General features: G+C 46.1%; 21 protein-coding genes. 3 read left to right on the top strand and 18 right to left on the bottom strand.

Features of this window, described 5'->3' with window-relative positions:
• Positions 1-18: 18 nt before the first annotated feature.
• The 16 genes from nupC to ACQVGT_RS00820 all read right to left on the bottom strand — a co-directional run bounded on the left by nupC (position 19) and on the right by ACQVGT_RS00820 (position 15,296).
• Positions 19-1,200 carry a nucleoside permease NupC gene (nupC, locus tag ACQVGT_RS00895; protein ID WP_003244143.1) on the bottom strand — a complete coding sequence of 394 codons (1,182 nt, stop codon included), beginning with the start codon at positions 1,198-1,200 and terminating at the stop codon, positions 19-21.
• An 80-nt stretch (positions 1,201-1,280) separates the two neighbouring features.
• A complete protein-coding gene (gene deoC, locus ACQVGT_RS00890) occupies positions 1,281-1,952 on the bottom strand; it encodes a deoxyribose-phosphate aldolase (RefSeq protein ID WP_015385091.1) in 672 nt (223 codons plus the stop codon).
• Positions 1,953-2,057: 105 nt separating this feature from the next.
• Positions 2,058-2,999 carry a DNA-binding transcriptional repressor DeoR gene (deoR, locus tag ACQVGT_RS00885; protein ID WP_015385092.1) on the bottom strand — a complete coding sequence of 314 codons (942 nt, stop codon included), beginning with the start codon at positions 2,997-2,999 and terminating at the stop codon, positions 2,058-2,060.
• A 133-nt stretch (positions 3,000-3,132) separates the two neighbouring features.
• Positions 3,133-3,960, bottom strand: a complete 828-nt coding sequence (locus ACQVGT_RS00880) for a DUF1206 domain-containing protein (protein WP_015385093.1) — start codon at positions 3,958-3,960, stop codon at positions 3,133-3,135.
• 72 nt (positions 3,961-4,032) lie between these two features.
• On the bottom strand, positions 4,033-5,145 hold the full coding sequence (gene eutH / locus ACQVGT_RS00875; RefSeq protein ID WP_046340293.1) for an ethanolamine utilization protein EutH: 1,113 nt from the start codon (positions 5,143-5,145) through the stop codon (positions 4,033-4,035).
• A gap of 69 nt (positions 5,146-5,214) precedes the next feature.
• A complete protein-coding gene (locus tag ACQVGT_RS00870; protein WP_015385095.1) occupies positions 5,215-6,552 on the bottom strand; it encodes an MmgE/PrpD family protein in 1,338 nt (445 codons plus the stop codon).
• The gene (gene sndB, locus ACQVGT_RS00865) at positions 6,549-7,691 is read right to left on the bottom strand and encodes an N-acetyl-sulfur-metabolite deacetylase SndB (protein ID WP_015385096.1); all 1,143 of its coding nucleotides are present in this window, start codon (positions 7,689-7,691) and stop codon (positions 6,549-6,551) included. The genes ACQVGT_RS00870 and sndB overlap by 4 nt, the downstream gene beginning before the upstream one ends.
• Positions 7,692-7,707: 16 nt before the next feature.
• Positions 7,708-8,457, bottom strand: coding sequence for an amino acid ABC transporter ATP-binding protein (locus ACQVGT_RS00860; RefSeq protein ID WP_015385097.1), 750 nt, complete (start codon positions 8,455-8,457; stop codon positions 7,708-7,710).
• A 12-nt stretch (positions 8,458-8,469) separates the two neighbouring features.
• Positions 8,470-9,144 carry an amino acid ABC transporter permease gene (locus tag ACQVGT_RS00855; RefSeq protein WP_015385098.1) on the bottom strand — a complete coding sequence of 225 codons (675 nt, stop codon included), beginning with the start codon at positions 9,142-9,144 and terminating at the stop codon, positions 8,470-8,472.
• 22 nt (positions 9,145-9,166) lie between these two features.
• Positions 9,167-9,961 carry an amino acid ABC transporter substrate-binding protein gene (locus tag ACQVGT_RS00850; RefSeq protein ID WP_015385099.1) on the bottom strand — a complete coding sequence of 265 codons (795 nt, stop codon included), beginning with the start codon at positions 9,959-9,961 and terminating at the stop codon, positions 9,167-9,169.
• A 25-nt stretch (positions 9,962-9,986) separates the two neighbouring features.
• The gene (gene snaB, locus ACQVGT_RS00845) at positions 9,987-10,484 is read right to left on the bottom strand and encodes a sulfur-containing aminoacid acetyltransferase SnaB (RefSeq protein WP_014478464.1); all 498 of its coding nucleotides are present in this window, start codon (positions 10,482-10,484) and stop codon (positions 9,987-9,989) included.
• A gap of 13 nt (positions 10,485-10,497) precedes the next feature.
• A complete protein-coding gene (locus ACQVGT_RS00840; RefSeq protein ID WP_015385100.1) occupies positions 10,498-11,823 on the bottom strand; it encodes an LLM class flavin-dependent oxidoreductase in 1,326 nt (441 codons plus the stop codon).
• A 432-nt stretch (positions 11,824-12,255) separates the two neighbouring features.
• The gene (gene yxeI / locus ACQVGT_RS00835; RefSeq protein ID WP_041518139.1) at positions 12,256-13,242 is read right to left on the bottom strand and encodes a penicillin V amidase; all 987 of its coding nucleotides are present in this window, start codon (positions 13,240-13,242) and stop codon (positions 12,256-12,258) included.
• Positions 13,243-13,528: 286 nt separating this feature from the next.
• A complete protein-coding gene (gene yidA / locus ACQVGT_RS00830; protein WP_015385102.1) occupies positions 13,529-14,341 on the bottom strand; it encodes a sugar-phosphatase in 813 nt (270 codons plus the stop codon).
• 39 nt (positions 14,342-14,380) lie between these two features.
• Entirely contained in the window at positions 14,381-14,938 is a 558-nt protein-coding gene (locus ACQVGT_RS00825; RefSeq protein ID WP_015385103.1) for a hypothetical protein, read from the bottom strand.
• Complete coding sequence (locus ACQVGT_RS00820) at positions 14,919-15,296, bottom strand: DUF3255 family protein (RefSeq protein ID WP_046340322.1); 378 nt, start codon at positions 15,294-15,296, stop codon at positions 14,919-14,921. Before ACQVGT_RS00820 ends, ACQVGT_RS00825 begins: the two co-directional genes overlap by 20 nt.
• A gap of 146 nt (positions 15,297-15,442) precedes the next feature.
• Between ACQVGT_RS00820 and cotNE the strand changes: the two genes are divergently transcribed.
• Together cotNE and ACQVGT_RS00810 are read left to right on the top strand one after the other, a co-directional pair.
• Positions 15,443-15,808, top strand: coding sequence for an inner spore coat protein CotNE (gene cotNE / locus ACQVGT_RS00815; RefSeq protein ID WP_015385105.1), 366 nt, complete (start codon positions 15,443-15,445; stop codon positions 15,806-15,808).
• Positions 15,809-16,055: 247 nt separating this feature from the next.
• A complete protein-coding gene (locus ACQVGT_RS00810; RefSeq protein WP_003236356.1) occupies positions 16,056-16,409 on the top strand; it encodes a hypothetical protein in 354 nt (117 codons plus the stop codon).
• 44 nt (positions 16,410-16,453) lie between these two features.
• Here ACQVGT_RS00810 and ACQVGT_RS00805 read toward each other — a convergent pair whose 3' ends face one another.
• Positions 16,454-16,852: a hypothetical protein gene (locus ACQVGT_RS00805; protein ID WP_003243293.1), complete on the bottom strand. Its 399-nt coding sequence runs from the start codon at positions 16,850-16,852 to the stop codon at positions 16,454-16,456.
• A gap of 177 nt (positions 16,853-17,029) precedes the next feature.
• On the opposite strand from ACQVGT_RS00805, the gene ACQVGT_RS00800 reads away from it, so the two are divergent.
• Entirely contained in the window at positions 17,030-17,995 is a 966-nt protein-coding gene (locus ACQVGT_RS00800; RefSeq protein WP_015385106.1) for an iron-hydroxamate ABC transporter substrate-binding protein, read from the top strand.
• 40 nt (positions 17,996-18,035) lie between these two features.
• Here the strand turns inward: ACQVGT_RS00800 and ACQVGT_RS00795 are convergent, their stop codons facing one another.
• Positions 18,036-18,383, bottom strand: a complete 348-nt coding sequence (locus tag ACQVGT_RS00795; RefSeq protein ID WP_003227084.1) for a YxeA family protein — start codon at positions 18,381-18,383, stop codon at positions 18,036-18,038.
• Position 18,384: the final 1 nt, after the last annotated feature.

The following is an 18,384-nucleotide window of genomic DNA, read 5'->3' as shown; positions in this document are numbered from 1 at the left end:
GATCCTTTTCGATTAAGTTCAGTAAATCAAGCCCACAATTGCTGCTGATAAAAAGCTGACAAGCGTAGCACCGTATAATAATTTCAAGCCGAAACGCGCGACGACATTTCCTTGCTTTTCATTCAGTCCTTTTACGGCACCGGCAATGATTCCGATTGAGGAGAAGTTCGCAAATGACACAAGGAATACCGATACGATCGCTGTTGTACGGCCGCTGAAATGGAAACCGTTTTGCGTAAGCGACGTCATGGCGACAAATTCATTCGATACCATTTTTGTTGCCATAATGCTTCCCGCATTAACAGCTTCATTCCATGGGATACCCACAAGAAAAGCGAATGGAGCAAACACATATCCAAGAATGCCTTGGAACGAAATACCGAATACTGCATTAAAAATACCATTGATCAAGGCAATAATCGCGACAAATCCAATCAGCATCGCAGCGACGACAACCGCTACTTTGAAACCGTCAAGGATGTATTCTCCGAGCACTTCGAAGAAGGATTGTTTTTCTTCTTCCTCAACACGAAGCATATCCTCTTCTTTTGCAACCTCGTACGGATTGATAATAGAAGCAATTATGAAACCGCCAAATAAGTTCAAGACCAACGCTGTTACAACATATTCCGGTTTCAGCATTGTCATATACGCGCCGACAATCGACATTGATACAGTTGACATCGCAGATGCGCAAAGCGTGTACAAGCGCTGCTGATTTAAAAGACCGAGTTCTTTCTTCAAGGAGATAAATACTTCTGACTGCCCTAAAATCGCAGAAGCCACTGCGTTATACGATTCCAATCTTCCCATACCGTTTACCTTGCTGAGGGCAAGACCGATATATCTAATAATAAACGGGAGGACTTTCCACTTTTGCAGAATCCCGATCAGAGCGGAAATAAACACGATTGGCAAGAGAACATTCATAAAGAATGTCGTTTGGTCCGCATTCACCAAGCCGCCAAACACAAAGTTAATTCCTTCTGCCGCGTATTCAAGCAGGTAACCGAATCCTTTTGCAAATCCTCCCACGAGGAAATTCCCTATTCCGGTATTGAGGAGAATGTAGCCAAGAATAAATTGCAAAATGAGCATAACAACAATTGGGCGGATCTTAATTCTTTTTTTGCCGCTGCTCGCGATCCACGCGAGGCCTAAAAACACGATTAAACCGATAATCCCAATCAAATACTTCATATGTGTTTCTCCTTTATTTGTATTCGCTTACAACTACTGTTTCCCCAGAAAACGGAAAGCAGTCTGCCTTCCGTCAGCTCTTAATAGTTGTCTCCGCCTGATGCATTTTCTCCTTTTACGATGGAAACGCCTGCGCTGGCGCCAATTCGGCTTGCTCCGGCCTCAACCATTGTGTCTACATCTTCTTTCGTTCTGACGCCGCCAGATGCTTTCACGCCGATATCAGGTCCTACTGTTTTGCGCATTAAGGCGATATCTTCCTTCGTTGCGCCGCCTGTAGAAAAGCCTGTTGATGTTTTTACGAAATCCGCTCCCGCAGACACCGCTAAACGGCATGCACGTTCTTTTTCTTCATCAGTCAGAAGGCATGTTTCGATAATGACTTTGACAAGCGCTTTTCCGGCTGCAGCTTCTACTACACCGCGGATATCAGCTTCCACCACATCGTCTTCCTTGTCTTTTAAAGCGGCAATATTAATGACCATATCCACTTCAGTGGCGCCTTTTGAAATGGCGTCTTTTGTTTCGAACGCTTTTGTTTCAGTTGTATTGGCACCGAGCGGGAAGCCGATGACCGTACAAACGTCGACTCCAGTTCCCTTAAGCTCTTTTGCAGCAAGCTCCACCCATGTCGGATTGACACATACTGAAGCAAATTTGTATGTTTTCGCTTCTTCAATTAGTTTTAGAATTTCCGCTTTTTGTGTATGCGGTTTCAAAGCTGTATGATCAATTATGTTGGCTAATGACATCCTTCGCACACTTCCTTTTTTGTTAAGATATTTTTTAGCATAACCGACTTTTGAACATATGTAAATTGGTAATTGAAATTTTGTTCAATGAAAGGTTTGAACGTGTCACAAATCATTAACAAGCGCCCTCGCGGTATGCTGGTCAATGATTAAAACGTTGGCATATTTTCCGGTTAATGCTCCGTGAATGGAAGATACTTTTCTGCTTCCGCCGGCAACTAAAATGGAGCGTTCCTTCAGTCTGAGGTCTTCAAGCTCAACACCGATGGTCCGGTCATTGATGGCGCTGCTGCAAATATTCCCTTTCGCATCAAAAAAGCGTGAACAAATATCCCCTACGGCCTGTTTTTTCAGCAGGGCTTTCTCTTCTTCGTTAAAATATCCGAGCCGGAACAACAGCGCTTCGTCACGGACAGTCCCCACCGTGAAGAGAGCGATATTCGCCTGCTTTCCCATCTCGATGATTCGCTCAATATGACGGTCTTTCTCCACCATTCGCTTCACATCCGCATTATCAAACACGACGGGAAGCGGGAGATAGCGCGGCATCGTTTGAAAAGCCTCTGCAAACAGCTGAATCGTTTCAGCCGAATACGTGTTTACCCGGGAATGGCTGATGCCGCCTTTTAGCTGGACGACCTCGACGCCTTTTACCTGCTTCGGCTGCATGTTTTGCGCGATTTGATACATGGTGGTTCCCCAGCTGACGCCGACAATGTCGCCGTCTTTTACCGTTTCATGCATATATTCTGCACCATAGCGGCTTAGGTCATGTGTAATTCCTGCATAATCGGGTGTCGGGGAAAACACAACATGCGCCTCAAGGAGCCCGTATTTCTCTTCAAGTATGGAACCGAGCGCATCCAAATCTTCAAAAGGGTCCATGACGCGAATCTGGACATACCCTTTTTCCTTTGCATATTGCAGCAGCCGGGAAACGGTTGGCCTTGAAATCTTGAGCTGCTCAGCAATTTGCTGCTGACTGTAGTCAGACTGATAGTAAAGCCTTGCCGCTTCTATGCTTAATTGTTGTTTTTCCCGATCCATTCTGCACCTCCCTGTGGATCAGTCCTGATAAAACTGCTTTTGATTTGCTTTTATTATACAGGCTGGCGCCGGCTTTCATCCACCTGATTTCTAAGAAACTGAAAAACGCTCTGGGCGCGGACCTGCCCAGAGCTTACTTCTCCCAGGTCATATGCTGATAAATGCCTTTCATAATGGCGTACATTCCATATAGGATCAGGCCTAATGCCAATATAGACAGAATCAATTTGCCATGCGGCTGCTGCGCGAGTTCGGCGAGCGCGCCGTCAAAGCCTCTTGTGTCGTCGGGATCAGCGGTCATGGCTGTCTTGATGAGAAAATAGCCGATAGCCGAGAAAATAATGGCCCGGGCGATATTGCCTGCGCGTCCGGTGTTTTTTGTGATGCATATCATTTGTTTGTTCATTTTTGACGTATCAAATTCTTTCATAAAAGCAGCCCGAACACCTTTCATAAATTGAACAATCGCAAATACGATAAAACCCGCACCCGTAAGCCCTGTGAGCCATTGGCCGAACGGCTGCGCCAATACATAAGCGGACCACGTCTGTTCTGAAGTGCCGCCGTCCCCTTGGCCAAACACAAATCGCAAGGCATTCCAAGCGATGGATGTGTAAACGGCGGCACTGAAAAAGTTTCCTATTCTCCGTGACAGGCCTCGCCTGCTGTTTCCGTGCCCCTCCGTGTCCTTGATCGCGCTTAACACCATCCAGATCACATAGCCGATAAGGCCGATGCCTATTAAAAAAAGCAATAGTGACCCATACGGCATGCGTGATAGCGTTTGGAGAGCTCCGCTCGAATCTTTCGCGCGGCCTGCCCCGGCAGCCGTCATAAAGGCCAAAACCCCAAGCAGAATAAAAACACCGCCGAATGCAAAATAACCAAGCCTCCCGAATCGTTTGATCCAAGGCTTGGTTTCCTGTTTTATTTTTGACATGTACCGGTCTTTCACCGCCATGTGTCCAACCCTCTTTCACAGAAGTCTTTACTGTAACATTCCCGATTGGACAAAGTTGAAACAGCTTCTGCCTCAGCTATGGCCGGCTGAGATACGTTTTTGCTGATTAACTGATTGTGCAGGTGTCATCCAAGCAGCCGCTGCGGCAGCTGTGACTCCGCCTGCTAATTTACCAATGATCATGGCCGCCGCCATTTCTTTTTTCATTCCAGCCACAAAACCGAGATGGCTGCCGAGTACAAAGGCGCCGCTGACCGCAAACGCGACATTGATGACCTTTCCTCTCGGCGTCATATCTTTTAATGAAGCCAGCATTGGAATATGATGCGCCAAAGAGGTCACCAATCCTGCTGTTGCTGTCTCATCTAAATGAAGGTGTTTCCCCAGGGCCTGAAGCGGTTTTTTAAAGGTTTTTGTAATAAAAGCCGTCATCGGGAACGCCCCTGCCAGGGCAATGGCGATGGTCCCTGTCGTTTGTATCCCTGTCTCGACATTCTCCATTCCCGGAATCAGCACAATGCCGGTCATCGTTTCAACGGAGACAGCCGCAAGCCCGATAATCGCAACCACACTGACCGCTTTCCCGAAGAGATGAAACAACCGAATCATACTGTCGGTATACCGCCATAATCCAAAAGCGATCACAGCAGATAACAGACTCGGGATCAGAAGGTTTTTACCTATCATGCCGATGTCAAAGCCCGCGCATAATCCGCCGATGAAACAACCGATCGGCATTGTGCACAGCCCGATTAATATGCCTTTCGCAAAATACGGATGATCCTCTATTTCGATGATGCCAAGAGCGACGGGAATCGTGAAGACGATTGCCGGTCCCATCATTGTTCCTAAAAACACCCATGAAAACAGCCCGGCCTGCGGATCTTTCGCCATTTCTCCAGCCAGCGCATATCCTCCCATATCAATCGCCAAAATGGTGTTCGCAAAGGAAGAAGGGTCCGCGCCAATCGCTGTGTAAAACGGAGCAACAATGGGAATCAGGATTGCTGCCAGCACGGGCGCCAGCGACACAATTCCGATCATGGACAGCGCCAGCGGCCCCATAGCCTTAAAGCCGTCCGCAAACCGCTCGCCTAGCCCCCATCTGTTTCCCAAACAATAATCCGCCGCTCCCCATAGTAAAAAGGCAGCCAAAATGAATACAACCGCGTCATTCACCGTCATGGTTTTCTCCTTTTTCAAACGTATGATTTGTTTTATCATATCATCTGAAATCACCGAATAGAGTTGATCTTATTCAATATGAGCTAAAAATTCTTTTATATCGGCTTTTTCAACGGCTGTTATGATGCGCCGCGCTTTTTCTTGCGGGACCGTTAATGTCAATTTTTCTATTATGTCTTCTTCAGACAGCTCATTTCCTGGCGCCCCTTTTGGGCAGTCCACACGCGCTTCGCAAATCCGGCCGTCTGATAAATAGGCCCGGACAATCGTGAAACGGCCTTTTGGAACGGCATGGGGAGCCGGCTGAGTAGCATTGTCATATACGCGCTGAATATGCCCTATTGTCGTTTGAATGCCGTTTGGGATCGGCTGGCTGTTGAAATGTTCAACGGTCAGCTCGTGTCCGTGCAAAGCAAGAGCAATCACATATTCAACGCTGAAACGGCCTTCCTCTCCAGTTTTTGGAGATCTTTCCGTCAATGCAGCATCTCCGCCTGGCGGAAAAATCACTTCAATACGTTCAGTATTGACAGCAGAAATGGCTTCTTCGGAGATAAGCTGTCGTACCGCATCTGCAGCATGGTGTGCCGCGGAACAAAATGGATAGATTTTAAACCATAGACCCGGCTGCACGATTCTCCAGGGTGCCCCCCAATCGTTTAGCAAAGTATGTTGGGCTTTTTCAACGTCACCGTACAGACTGAAGAAACCAGTTTCTCCATCAAATGCCGTGCGGGACCCGCCAAATTCTGATTGGGCCAGCTTAACGGCCAGCAAGCCAGCCTGAGCCGCCAGACCGGCGTGCAGCGGTTTCATTTCTGTTCCAAATTGCACCCTCATCCCAGCAGATTGCGTAGCCGCAAAACCAATTGCTTTTTCCAGCTCTTCCTGAGTCAGCTCCTCAGCATAACCTACGGCGCAGGCAGCAGCGATGGCACCAAGCGTTCCTGTATTATGCCAGCCCTTTTCATAGTGGCGGCTGCCAATTGATTCTCCCAGCCGTGCCATCACTTCAACACCAACAATATAAGCGCCAAGAAGCCGCTCGTCATGTCCGCGAGCGGCAGATGCAATAAGGGCCGGCACGATGACTGCACTGGGGTGTCCTCTTACATCGGAGTGGACATCATCAAAATCCAATGCATGGGCGATAAATCCATTGAGCATCGCGGATTGTAATGGCGCGGCCTTTTTGCCCTGTCCGATAATAGGAACAAGGGGCAGGCCTCCTTCATCCTCTATCAGACGGAGGAGCTTTTGAATTCCTTTATCTTCTCTTCCTGCGAATGAAGCGGCAGTAAAATCAAGTAATCCTTTTTTTGCTTCGTGAGTCGCGTCAACTGAATGCTCAGGTTGTGACGTTCTCACAGCCTCTGCAAGACCTGCTGTCAGCCCTTGTTTGCTCATTTGATGGTCTCCAATACAATAACCGCCAGCTCCGCAAAGTACTGAGAGGCAACCGTAAGGGCTTCTTCATCCAGTGTAAAGGCCGGATGATGCCACTCCTCCGTCCCGTTCGTTCCCATCCAGACAAAAAATCCCGGAATCTTCTCTTGATACAGAGCGAAGTCTTCTCCGCCCGGAGACTGCTCAGCGTGAATGGTTTGATAGCCAAGCCGTGCCGCAGCTTCGGATGCCGCATTCAAAAATGTGCCGTCATTCTGAACGGAAGGCAAATAAGGAAACCACTTGAATTCTGCTTGTGCCCCATAGCCCGCTGCAATTCCTTCAGCCACTCGTCTCATATGCTCCGGAACACCCTGCCTCGCTTCTTTTTGAAAGGTTCGAACCGTCCCCTCCATTTCAGCTTGGTCTGGAATCACGTTCCACGAGGTGCCCGCCTGTACTCTTGTGATACTGACGACTGCGTTTTGCAGTGAGCTGATATTGCGGCTGACCACAGATTGCAGCCCGCTGATGATTTGTCCGGCTGCAGCGATTGGATCAATACTGTTATTCGGGATGCCGGCGTGTCCGCCTTTCCCTTTGATGACGATCTCAAACCGGTCAACACTTGCCATAAGCGGACCTTCCTTTACACCAATGGTTCCGACAGGCAGATCCGGCTTATTGTGCATGCCGAAAATCGCGGAAACGCCATCAAGTACGCCAGCTTCGATGACCTTTCTTGCTCCTGCGGCAATTTCTTCGGCCGGCTGAAAGATAAAGCGGACTGTACCTTTCAGCTCGGCCTTTCTTTGATTCAGCAAAATCGCTGTGCCAATAATAGAAGCAGTATGAAAATCGTGTCCACATGCATGCATTGTGCCATCAACCTTAGATGCAAATGGGAGATTCGTCTGTTCTTGGATCGGGAGCGCGTCAATATCCGCTCGTATTGCTATCACGGGGCCGTCTTCCCGTCCTTTGATTTCTGCAATCACGCCAGTCTCCAATTGAGGAACATCAAGTATTTCGATTTGCTCCTCCTCAAGCCAGCGGCGGATTTTTTTCGTCGTTTCAACCTCTTGAAATGACAGTTCAGGATGTTCATGAAGATCACGCCGCATATTGATTAAACGGGTATGAAACGCTTTGTCGGCCATTGTTCTTCTCCCCTTCTTATATAAGCTCTGCAGGCTCTCCCACCTGCTTGATAAATCGTTTCGTCCGTTCGTTTTTCGGATGGTCAAACAGTTCTTCTGGCGTTCCCTGCTCGATAATATGTCCGTCTGCCATAAAAATCACTTGATCAGCAACCTCTTTTGCAAACGCCATTTCGTGTGTAACAATGATCATCGTTGTTTGTTTTTCCGCAATGGACTTGATGACCTGAAGCACCCCTGTGACGAGCTCAGGGTCAAGCGCTGACGTTGGTTCATCCAGCAAAATCGCATGCGGATTGACCGCAAGCGCCCGCGCAATGCCGATTCGCTGCTGCTGGCCGCCGGACATTGTGATCGGATAGCTGTCAGCCTTATGCTCCAGACCGACTTGTTTCAGAATCTCCAATCCAATACGTTTCGCTTCGTCGCGTGGTTTATGTTGAGCCACGATTAAAGCTTCTGTAATGTTTTGCAGAGCCGTTTTATTTTTAAACAGATTGTAGTTTTGAAAGACCATGGCCGTTTGCTGGCGAAGCCGATGTGCTTCCTTGCGTGTAAACTTTTCCGCGTTCAGTTTGGCTTCTCCGATTTCAATAAGGCCTTGATCCGGACGCTCTAATAGATTTAAGCACCGGAGAAGCGTTGATTTTCCGGAACCGGACGGACCGATGATTGCCACCACTTCTCCGCGTTTCACTTCTAGATCGATTCCGTCGAGCACGACGAGATCTTTAAACGCTTTGCGAATATTTTTTACTGTTATCAACTGATTTCACCTCTAAGTCCGGTATGGCTTGCTCATGGCACGTTCAAACAAGTCCTGCAACATGCTGTAGATAATGGTAAGAACCCAATAGACGATCGCAACTGCCAAGTACGTCTCAAAATATTTGAGGTTTCCTGAAGCGTACATCTTCCCTTGGGCGAACATCTCCATGACCCCTAATGTAAAGGCCAGTGACGTTTCTTTCAAGAGCCCGATAAATGTATTACCCGTTGCCGGAATCGCATTTCGGATCGCTTGTGGCAAGATAATCCGTCTGTATGCCTGAAGTTTTGTCATACCGACAGACAGACACGCCTCCAGCTGCCCGTCATCAACAGAATTGAGGGCGGCCCGGAAGATTTCTGCCAAATATGCTGCATTTTTTAAGCTTAACCCGATGATGGCAGCTGTGAGAGCTGTCATTTTGCTCATCTCTGGAAATAGCTGCGGCAGCCCGTAATAGATTAAGAACAGCTGCACCAGTGTCGGCACGCCTCGGAAAAAGGATATATACAGCTTTGACAGCTGATGAAGCACTGGAATTTTGTTCTTTGTAATGAGTGCGAGAATAAGTCCTCCGATAATGGCAAAAATCATAGCCGCTATGGCCATAAACAACGTGATCGGAAGGGCTTGAATTAAAGTCGGGAACGCTGATATCATGAATTCCCAATCAATCGTGTTCATTCTGGTGATTCACCGCCGTTTCTTAATGCTTCTGTTCTACTGTGATATCTTCATTAAAGTATTTTTCAGAGAGTTTTTTCAGTGTTCCGTCTTTACGCAATTCATCTAGCGCCTTATTGACTTTTTTGCGGAGCTTGTCGTGCGCCTCGTCCTTGGCAAATGGGAATGCAACCTGTTCGTAAACAATCGGATCTCCTGCAAGCTTTAATGGCAAACCGGTCTTCTTGATTTGCGCGATCAATACAGTTCGGCTGTTGACATAAGCGTCTACACGGCCGTACGCAACATCCTTCAACGTACCCTCTTGTGTTTCATACGTTTTGATATTGATTTTTTTATCAGGATCTTTGCTTTCAAGGTTTTTCGCGTGGTTTGAACCAAGAACGGCTGCGACTGTCTTGCCTTTTAAATCGTCTACTGATTTGATGTCAGTATTGTCTTTTTTGACGACAATCTGTGTTCCCGCATAAGCGTATGGTTTCGTAAAGTTATACGTTTCCTTACGTTCGTCTGTCACAGCTACCTGGTTGGAAATGGTATCAAGCTTGCCTGTTTGAAGCTCTCCCATCAGCCCGCTGAATTCAAGCAGCTTCCAGTCCAGTTTCATGTCAATTTTCTTAGCGACCGCTTCCATCACTTCCACGTCAAAACCTGTCAGCTTTCCGTTTTCTTTATAAGCAAATGGGTAACTTTGTCCTGTCGCACCGACATGAAGCACATTGTCATCCTCTTTACTGCTGCTGTTTCCATTGCCGCAAGCTGAGAGCACCGCTAATAATGCAGCAAAGACCAGCACAGTCCATTTTTTCATTTTCATTTGATTTTCCCGCCTCTTCTTTTTTTTATAGATCGTGACGCAATTGTTTTTTCATATAGACTGTGATATGCCCTTTTCCAAGGTCTTGTTCACCTGAGCGGACATACCCTTTTCGTTCGTACATCTCAATCAGCCACGGATGCTTATCCGCTGTTCCGAGTGAGACAAACGGAACCTTTAACGTATCACGAAGGATTGTTTCCTCCAGCCATTGAAGCAGCTTTGTTCCGATTCCTTTTTTACCGGTGTCGGGGTCCACAGCGAACCACCAGATATGCGGAACGCCATACGGTCCCGGCTGTTTTCCCCAAGGCATTCTCAAGGTGATGGTCGCGATGATCCGCCCGTCTTCTTCCATGACGTAGCAAGCGTTTTTCCGAATATTTTGCAGCACCAAATCCAAATCCGCATGAGCGGCAGCAAAACGAATGCCGAGCTTTCGAATGGGTTCATAAGCCCGCAATGTCAGCGCGAGAAGCTGTTCGGCATCACGTTCAACTGCAAGGCGATATTGTGGCTTCATCTAGCGTTCCTCCTTACTTTGCATAGCGGTTTACCGGCTTTTCCAAACCGAAGTGCTCTCGTAATGTTGTGCCTTCATATTCTTTTCTGAACACGCCGCGCTCCTGTAAAATCGGAACCACTTGATCAACAAACACTTCAATTCCTTCTGGAAGAAGCGGAGGCATGATGTTAAACCCGTCACACGCTTTCTTATCCACCCATTCCTGCATCTTGTCGGCGAGCTGCTCCGGCGTGCCGACGAAGATATGGTGGCCTCTGGAGCCTGCAACGTATTTGTAAAGCTCTCGTATCGTCATATTGTCACGTTCAGCCATCTCCTGAACAAGCTTGAAGCGGCTCTTCACAGCATTTGAAGCTTCTGCGTCAAGCTTCGGCAGCGGCCCATCAAGCGGATATGCCGACAAATCAATTCCGCCTAAGTAATTTTGGAGAATTTGCAGACCGACAGATGGGATAATCAGATCTTGAAGCTCCTTGTATTTGGCTTGCGCCGCTTCTTCTGTATCGGCAATGATCGGGAAAATACCCGGCATGATTGCAATTTTTTCTGGATCACGTCCGAATTCCGCTGCCTGTTCTTTAATGGATTGATAAAATTCCTGAGCTGATTCCAGGTGGTTTTGTGCTGTGAAGATCACTTCTGCTGTTCTGGCAGCCAGCGCTTTTCCGTCTCCTGATGATCCTGCCTGGATAATGACCGGCTGGCCCTGCGGGGTTCTTGAAACGTTCAGAGGTCCGCGAACCGAGAAATATTCTCCTTTGTGGTTCAGCTCATGCATTTTTTCTTTGTCAAAGAATTCACCCGTTTCTTTATTACGGATAAAGGCGTCCTCTTCCCATGAATCCCAAAGCCCCTTTACAACTTCGACAAATTCCTCTGCCCGCTGATAGCGCAAATGGTGTTCAAGGTGCTTTTCACCGCTGAAATTCAGCGCTGTTGATTCAATAGATGAAGTGACGACGTTCCATCCGGCACGGCCGTTGGACAGATGATCCAATGACGCAAACTGTCTGGCAATATGGAATGGCTCGCTGTATGTAGTGGAGGCTGTTGCAGTCAGTCCAATTTTTGATGTGACCTGCGCCAAAGCAGAGAGCAGGGTGAATGGCTCAAACCTTGTTAATACATTTGGATGTGATTTGCTGTCAATTGATAAGCTATCTGCTAAAAACAGCATATCCAGCTTGCCTCGCTCCGCTGTTTTCGCAAGCTCTTTAAAATAATCCAAATTCATGCTCGCATCTGAAGGCGCGTCCGGGTGCCGCCAAGACGCAACATGATGGCCTGTACCTGCTAAAAATACCCCTAATTTGATTTGTTTCTTTTTGCTTGTCATGACGATACTCCTTTTATCATGTTTTTAGGCTGAATAATCCGAAAAATAAACTCCTATATTCCTAGTCGTTTAATATGAATAAATCAAAATGTACCTTTGTCTTGGACGTTTGTCAATGAGTTAAGATCAAATTTTTCTTTTTAAGCTGAAAAGAATCTCGCAGAATCATGGGGCGGCATTTGTGCAACCTGTATACTGGTAAAACCAGTCTGATGCTGAGACTCGTTTTGATCCAAAGTTTTATATAAATGTAGCTTGTACCTTATCTCTACTTCCGACCATACGCATTTTGCCGCCGCTTTTGCTCTTTGCTAGTAAACGCGAGTGATCGCCGTCGTAGAACGGTCCATTTTCCCACTCATTCAGAAGCTGAGACATCACATAAAAAAATAAGCTGATCCCGGATTCATACCGAAATCAGCTAATTGAATCTTAATTAAGTTCTAGAATACTTTCTTCTGCTTTAGCAGAAAACACTTTAGGCTCAAGGCGGTCTAGGTCTTCATGAAATAAACTCACTTTTTGGATTTGCCGATTGTCGTAGTGGTGGAAATAGTAGTTTCCAGTTTCGTTGCAGATCACGGAAGTATATTGCGTATAATGAATTTCGTCTTCTTCCGTTATCACTGCGCCCTTTGGTATCGTCATATTTGCCAAAATGTGAAAAGCGGCTGTTACACCTTTCGTTTCATCGGCCGCCGGCTCTAGGTGTTCTTTCAAATAAACAGCTCTGACAAACCGGGAAGGCGGTGTATAATCCCCCGGCAGACCAACAGTTCCTAAGCCTTGGCCAAAAGCAGAAAGGGCTAATCCGCCCATCTCTTTGCTCTCTAATTGCTTCGGTCTGATTCCTGTATATTGCTGCAGATTGGTTACATGCCATATAAAGTCGGGGCTGTTCGTCATGACACCAGGTTGATTGTCATAGACTTTGAGGCCGTCTGCTCTCGGTTCTATCGTCAGGCTTCGTCCCGTCCGGTCTGACAATATCCAGTGAAGCGGTAAAACTGTATCCAATAGATCTAATTTTTTCTCTACAATCGTTAAAGATCGAATCTTTTCTTTTACGTCTTCCAAAGACTGACAGACTGACAGCACCCATGTCACAAACTCATGCGGGGCAATGTGAACGGTGTCTTCCCGTATCGTTTTTTCGTACTCTGCATAGCCCGGAAAATAAAGTGCAGCACACGATAAACCGTTTTCATTAACGCCGTCTGCAAATAGAATATTACCAAGTTTTCTTCCCATACCGATAAATGCGTACTGTGTCTTATGAGCCTTTCCGTCAGCTTCACTATTCCAGCTGTAACGCCGTGGATAGAGAATGACCTCCGTCCCCAGCTGAAATGCAAAATCCATTGTTCTCGCTAATACATGTTTACGGTCAGCAGTTTCCAATGTAAGACTTGTGCACATCTGATTCAATCCCCTTTCAATTCAGGCTAAAATCATACATTTTGTGAACAACTTGTTTTATCAGCATAACGAAAGTCAAAGAGACTCGTCAAAAGATTGACATCACCTTCCAACATAAAGGCGAGGAGATTCGTTCAATATACTAAGCTGATGTTTATGGTGAAAGCTTCCTATTTATTTTTACTTATACGGGGCAGCAGGAAAAGAAGTTTTAGCGTCCATTCCGCAAAAGACCGGCCGGACACAAAATAACAAAAAATCCAGCCTTCTCAGAGGCTGGATTTCATTATTTCGACAAAACAAGCTCGTGAATCGCATGCGCAACACCATGTTCATTATTGGAGCGTGTTTGAAAGTTTGCGGCTTCCAATACTTCTGGGATGGCGTTTGCCATGGCAACCCCGCAGCCCGCCCATTCAATCATTGTCAGGTCGTTCCCGTTGTCGCCTATGCACATGACTTCCGCCTGTTCAATTCCAAGCAGCTGGGCCAGCTGGCGTACAGCATTTCCTTTGCTGGCTTCCGAGTGCAGAATTTCATAAAAGAAAGGCGCGCTTTTGACCATTGTATATTTTTCTCTTACGTCTTTCGGAATCGATGTAATGACGCGGCTTAAGTTCTCCGGTTTATCAATAAACATCACTTTTGGGATGAGGATATCTTTTGGCACCTCGTCAATCTTGCGGAAATGAAGCGGCACCTGTGTCACATAGGATTCGTATACAGTAAATTCGCTAATGTCCCGGTTAGGCGTATACAAATTAGATGAGTCAAAGAAATGCATCGGCGTCTTCAGCTCTAAGCTCAGGTCATATAATGAAGCCAAATCATCATAACCGAGAGACAGCTCCGAGACCACTTCATTTGTATGCGTATTTTGAACAAGCGCTCCATTATACGCAATAACATAGTCGCCTTCTTCAATTAAATTCAGTTCATCTAAATATCTCTGCACACCTCCGATCGGCCGGCCGGTGCAAAGCACAATTTTGACACCTTCCGCTTTTGCCGCGTGAAGGGCGTTGCGGACCTCCTCTGTTACTTCATGATGATCATTTAAAAGTGTTCCATCCATATCAATTGCAATTAGTTTGTACATCCTGCATCTCCTTCATGTCGTTTTCAGGCTATAGTCCCATCATATCGTTTTTTCTTTTTGATATTCAACCGGAAGAGATGGTTTTCTCCGGATTCTGTTTAGACGCCGCCCTTGTCTTCGGATACGTATGCGCGGTTTCCGCTTTCTTTCTGTCTTGACGCCGTTTTCTGCTTTTTTCTGTTTCATGAGCAGAAAGCCGGCAACTAAAAAAGGAATGCCGGTTATATTCAAGATGGCAAGCTTCACACCCGCCGCGATGAAAAAGAACCCCCATGAAGATGATGGATTCCGCCTGATCATGACGTAAGCCGCCATTTCCAGAACAATCAGGATGGCATGAAGCACTATGCCATAAATCAGCCATACAAGGGCAAAAAACAAAACATAATTCACGATTGCCCCTGAGTACATCATAGCGCGCATCATTTGTATAAACGATAAGGACTGCATGGAGCCGCTGATGACATTAGGGTTATAGATCGTATAGTCGCTAAATACATGTTTGACTTTGAGAAAAGCCCATAATATAAATATCCACTGAATGATGTGTAAAACAAGCCCCGCTGCCACCAGTCTTTCAGCTTTTTGATTTCTCATCTTTCTCCTCCCTGCCGGTCTTTGACTTGATTCTTGTCATCGTTTTTGTCTGGCCATTTTGCTTCCATATCAACGTCCCGTTTTCTCCTCTTTTCAGCGTGCTTTTGAGCGGATAATAGGGGCCAAGGTACTGAATCTCGATAGACCCGTCAGTGCTTTGGGAAATCACCTTGTATGCCATAAAAGGCAGCTGTACCTCTCCTCTTCCTTCAATCACTTCCGTTTCCACAACCTCGTCTTCGGTAAATGTGACCGTTGCTGATTTCACGCCATCCGCTGACCCGGGGGCAAGCCCCTCATCCCACGTTCCGTAATAAAACGGCGTCTCTTCTTTTTGCTGCTGGCAGCCCGATACCATGATGCATACAGCAGTTAAAAGCAAAATGACATATTTGTTTCTCAAGGGGATCACATCCTTTCCTCCTCTTTTTGGGCGAATGCCGTGCCGCTGTGCCAATGACTACATAAGTTATAAGGAATTCACCCACAAGGAGATTGATCATAATGAACCCTTATCAATATTACAGCCCTCAGCTGCCTCAGCAGGAACCTTACTATAGCCACTATGAGTACAATTCTTATCCGCAGCAGGATGTATACGATCCATACCAAATGGACAGACAGCCGGCATTAGAAAGAAGAATCGCAGCACTTGAACGGCAAAATGAACAGCAGTCGAGAGAATTAACCCGTCTAACAAACGAAGACCGCCGTCAAAACCGCGAAATTGCGCGGCTGGCCGAACAGGTCAATCAGCTAAGCCAGGCTGTTGAACGCCATACACGCCGCCTAAATCGGCTCAATCAGCGCCTCCGTACAGTAGAAAACAGGCTGAATATCCCATTTACTGCAGGGGAAGGCGGTTTCTGAGCAAACAAAGAAAAAAAAGCGGAATACGATTCTCCCATCTCAGGGTTTCGTTTTCCGCCATTCTTATATGTTAAAACGGAACATTTACATAAAAAGGGTTTGTACCCAGTATACAATCTTTACCGTTTTCATTCAAAGACAGAGGGGCTGAGGAAAATAATTGTAGTTCCTCATTTGCAGAATTTCTTTTCAATCAGGTTGCATGATAATACCGACTCACGTCAATCGATACATGGAGGGATCATTCATGCATAATACACAACACGGCTTGCAGCAGCTGAATCAATGCCGCCAGACTGCTCAGCAGCTCATTCAGCAAACACAGCAAAGCAGCCAGCAATATCGCCAAATGCTACATCAAGAGCAGCAAAACATCCAAATGCTGCAGCAGATTCTAAACCACGAACAACAAGCTGCACATACCATTCAGCAAGCGCTGCACGGGCATGACATGGCGATTCAAAAGTGCCAGCAGGTTGTCAACATGTGCAACCAAATGCAGCAGGAACTTACTGGACAATCCAGCGTCATGAATACGAATGTGTCTACACTTCCATTCGGCCAAAACACGCCATTTCAGCAGCAATCCTACCAGCAGTAACATATAAAAAAGCTCAACACAATGCGAGTGTTGAGCTTTTTTTCTTACTGTTCTTTGCGAATATGTATATCCTGAATAGACTGTTTCGGTGCATGAAATCTGCTCTCGGCTTCACTTCTTGCCTCGGCAAAAGCCCGCGCCTCCACATGATCTTTGTAGACATCCAGCTGAATCAAATACAGCGGGCGCACTTTAAATCCATGAATAATGGTCACCGCCCATAACGGGACCACAATAAAAACACCAGGCAGATCGGGCAAAACAAAACCAAACGCAAAAATGAAAAAATAAATAATTCCGTACATGATCCACTTTCTATTTCTAACCTTGATGCCAATAAATAAAAAGGCAAAAAAACTGGTAATGGCAAAAGGCATGAAAATAAACAGCATCCACCAGCTATGCAGCCATTCCCAAGCGGCACCTCTTTTTGTAATTCCCATATTTTTCTCCTCCTATTTACCTATAATAATCGATTAGGCATACCGCGTCACCCATAAACGGGAAAAACTTTCTCCCTTAAAAATAGTGATAGACGGAGAACAGGTTTCTTGCTATATTATTAATTGATAATGATAATCATTACTAATCTATTGAGATACATAGTGGGAGGGTTCTTGATGAAAAAGAACATATTGCTCGTGGGCATGCTTGTGCTGCTTCTCATGTTTGTCAGCGCTTGCAGCGGCACGGCTTCTAAAGGGAGCTCAAGCGATTCTGCTTCCGAAAAAACAGAAATGAGAACATACAAATCACCAAAAGGGAACGTCAACATTCCTGCACATCCGAAACGCATCGTCACTGATTTTTATGCCGGTGAATTGCTGTCTGTCGGGGCCAATGTGGTCGGCTCAGGCTCATGGTCATTTGATAATCCGTTTTTAAAATCAAAGCTGAAAAATGTGAAGGATGTCGGTGATCCAATCAGCGTTGAAAAAGTGATGGAGCTTCAGCCTGACTTAATTGTTGTCATGAATGAAGAGAATGTTGATAAATTAAAGAAAATCGCTCCGACTGTTGTCATACCTTATAACACAGCGAAAAACGTAGAGGACACAGTCAGCATGTTCGGAGATATCGCCGGAGCGAAAGACAAAGCAAAATCATTTATGGCTGACTTTAACAAAAAAGCGGAAACAGCTAAAAAGAAAATTGCCGGCGTCATCGACAAAGATGCGACCTTCGGCATTTATGAAAACACAGACAAGGGCGAATTCTGGGTGTTCAATGACAATGGCGGACGCGGCGGCCAAGCTGTATACAATGCACTTGGGTTAAAAGCGCCTGAAAAAATTGAGCAAGATGTCATCAAAAAAGGAGAGATGAAACAGCTCTCTCAAGAGGTTATTCCTGAGTATGCCGCAGATTATATGTTCATTACGGATTACAACCCGAAAGGCGAAAGCAAAACACTCGACAAGCTGGAGAATTCCTCTATTTGGAAAAATCTTGACGCTGTTAAACATAATCGCGTGTTTATCAATGACTTTGACACGTTCTACCCGTACGACCCGATTTCTGTCAGCAAACAGGTGGATATCATCACCGACATGCTGATCAAACGGGCCGAAGAAAATAAAAAATAAAAAAACGGCACAGTCATGACGCTGTGCCGTTTTTGATGATTCACTTTAATTTTGACTGTACGGAGTCCGGCATATCTTCAAACTTGACTTCTTCCCAAGTCTCGACATACTTTCCTTTCGCCTTCACCTTCAAATACGCGTTCTTCCGAAGCTCTTTGCCGGCGAAAAAGGTCACTTCTTCTTTTTTTCCGGATGCATTATATCCGTCTAATGTATATTCAGTACCGCCCGGACTAAGATGTCTGCCATCTCGATCAATCTGAACATAGACATCTTGCTGGTGAATAAACGGATTAAATCTGTCTGTAACATCGTTATGAAAAAAGAGAAGCCCGCATATTACGGCAGCAGCCGCCAAGACGGCCAGGATTGCCATTGCTTTTTTCATC

The organism is Bacillus sp. SCT118 (assembly GCF_058566435.1).
Note: the sequence above shows the minus strand (reverse complement) of the source record. Positions and strands in the feature narration are given on the sequence as shown.

Coding starts and splice junctions, on each gene's coding strand:
- ACQVGT_RS00880 (WP_015385093.1), bottom strand. CDS start 3,960: ATGGCGGTGAAAGACCGGTACATGTCAAAAATAAAACAGGAAACCAAG.
- ACQVGT_RS00840 (WP_015385100.1), bottom strand. CDS start 11,823: ATGACAAGCAAAAAGAAACAAATCAAATTAGGGGTATTTTTAGCAGGT.
- ACQVGT_RS00805 (WP_003243293.1), bottom strand. CDS start 16,852: ATGGGAATTACAAAAAGAGGTGCCGCTTGGGAATGGCTGCATAGCTGG.
- sndB (WP_015385096.1), bottom strand. CDS start 7,691: ATGGCCGACAAAGCGTTTCATACCCGTTTAATCAATATGCGGCGTGAT.
- snaB (WP_014478464.1), bottom strand. CDS start 10,484: ATGAAGCCACAATATCGCCTTGCAGTTGAACGTGATGCCGAACAGCTT.
- ACQVGT_RS00870 (WP_015385095.1), bottom strand. CDS start 6,552: ATGAGCAAACAAGGGCTGACAGCAGGTCTTGCAGAGGCTGTGAGAACG.
- deoC (WP_015385091.1), bottom strand. CDS start 1,952: ATGTCATTAGCCAACATAATTGATCATACAGCTTTGAAACCGCATACA.
- ACQVGT_RS00810 (WP_003236356.1), top strand. CDS start 16,056: ATGCATAATACACAACACGGCTTGCAGCAGCTGAATCAATGCCGCCAG.
- nupC (WP_003244143.1), bottom strand. CDS start 1,200: ATGAAGTATTTGATTGGGATTATCGGTTTAATCGTGTTTTTAGGCCTC.
- eutH (WP_046340293.1), bottom strand. CDS start 5,145: ATGACGGTGAATGACGCGGTTGTATTCATTTTGGCTGCCTTTTTACTA.
- deoR (WP_015385092.1), bottom strand. CDS start 2,999: ATGGATCGGGAAAAACAACAATTAAGCATAGAAGCGGCAAGGCTTTAC.
- ACQVGT_RS00850 (WP_015385099.1), bottom strand. CDS start 9,961: ATGAAAATGAAAAAATGGACTGTGCTGGTCTTTGCTGCATTATTAGCG.
- ACQVGT_RS00795 (WP_003227084.1), bottom strand. CDS start 18,383: ATGAAAAAAGCAATGGCAATCCTGGCCGTCTTGGCGGCTGCTGCCGTA.
- ACQVGT_RS00800 (WP_015385106.1), top strand. CDS start 17,030: ATGAAAAAGAACATATTGCTCGTGGGCATGCTTGTGCTGCTTCTCATG.
- ACQVGT_RS00820 (WP_046340322.1), bottom strand. CDS start 15,296: ATGGTATCGGGCTGCCAGCAGCAAAAAGAAGAGACGCCGTTTTATTAC.
- yidA (WP_015385102.1), bottom strand. CDS start 14,341: ATGTACAAACTAATTGCAATTGATATGGATGGAACACTTTTAAATGAT.
- cotNE (WP_015385105.1), top strand. CDS start 15,443: ATGAACCCTTATCAATATTACAGCCCTCAGCTGCCTCAGCAGGAACCT.
- ACQVGT_RS00825 (WP_015385103.1), bottom strand. CDS start 14,938: ATGAGAAATCAAAAAGCTGAAAGACTGGTGGCAGCGGGGCTTGTTTTA.
- yxeI (WP_041518139.1), bottom strand. CDS start 13,242: ATGTGCACAAGTCTTACATTGGAAACTGCTGACCGTAAACATGTATTA.
- ACQVGT_RS00855 (WP_015385098.1), bottom strand. CDS start 9,144: ATGAACACGATTGATTGGGAATTCATGATATCAGCGTTCCCGACTTTA.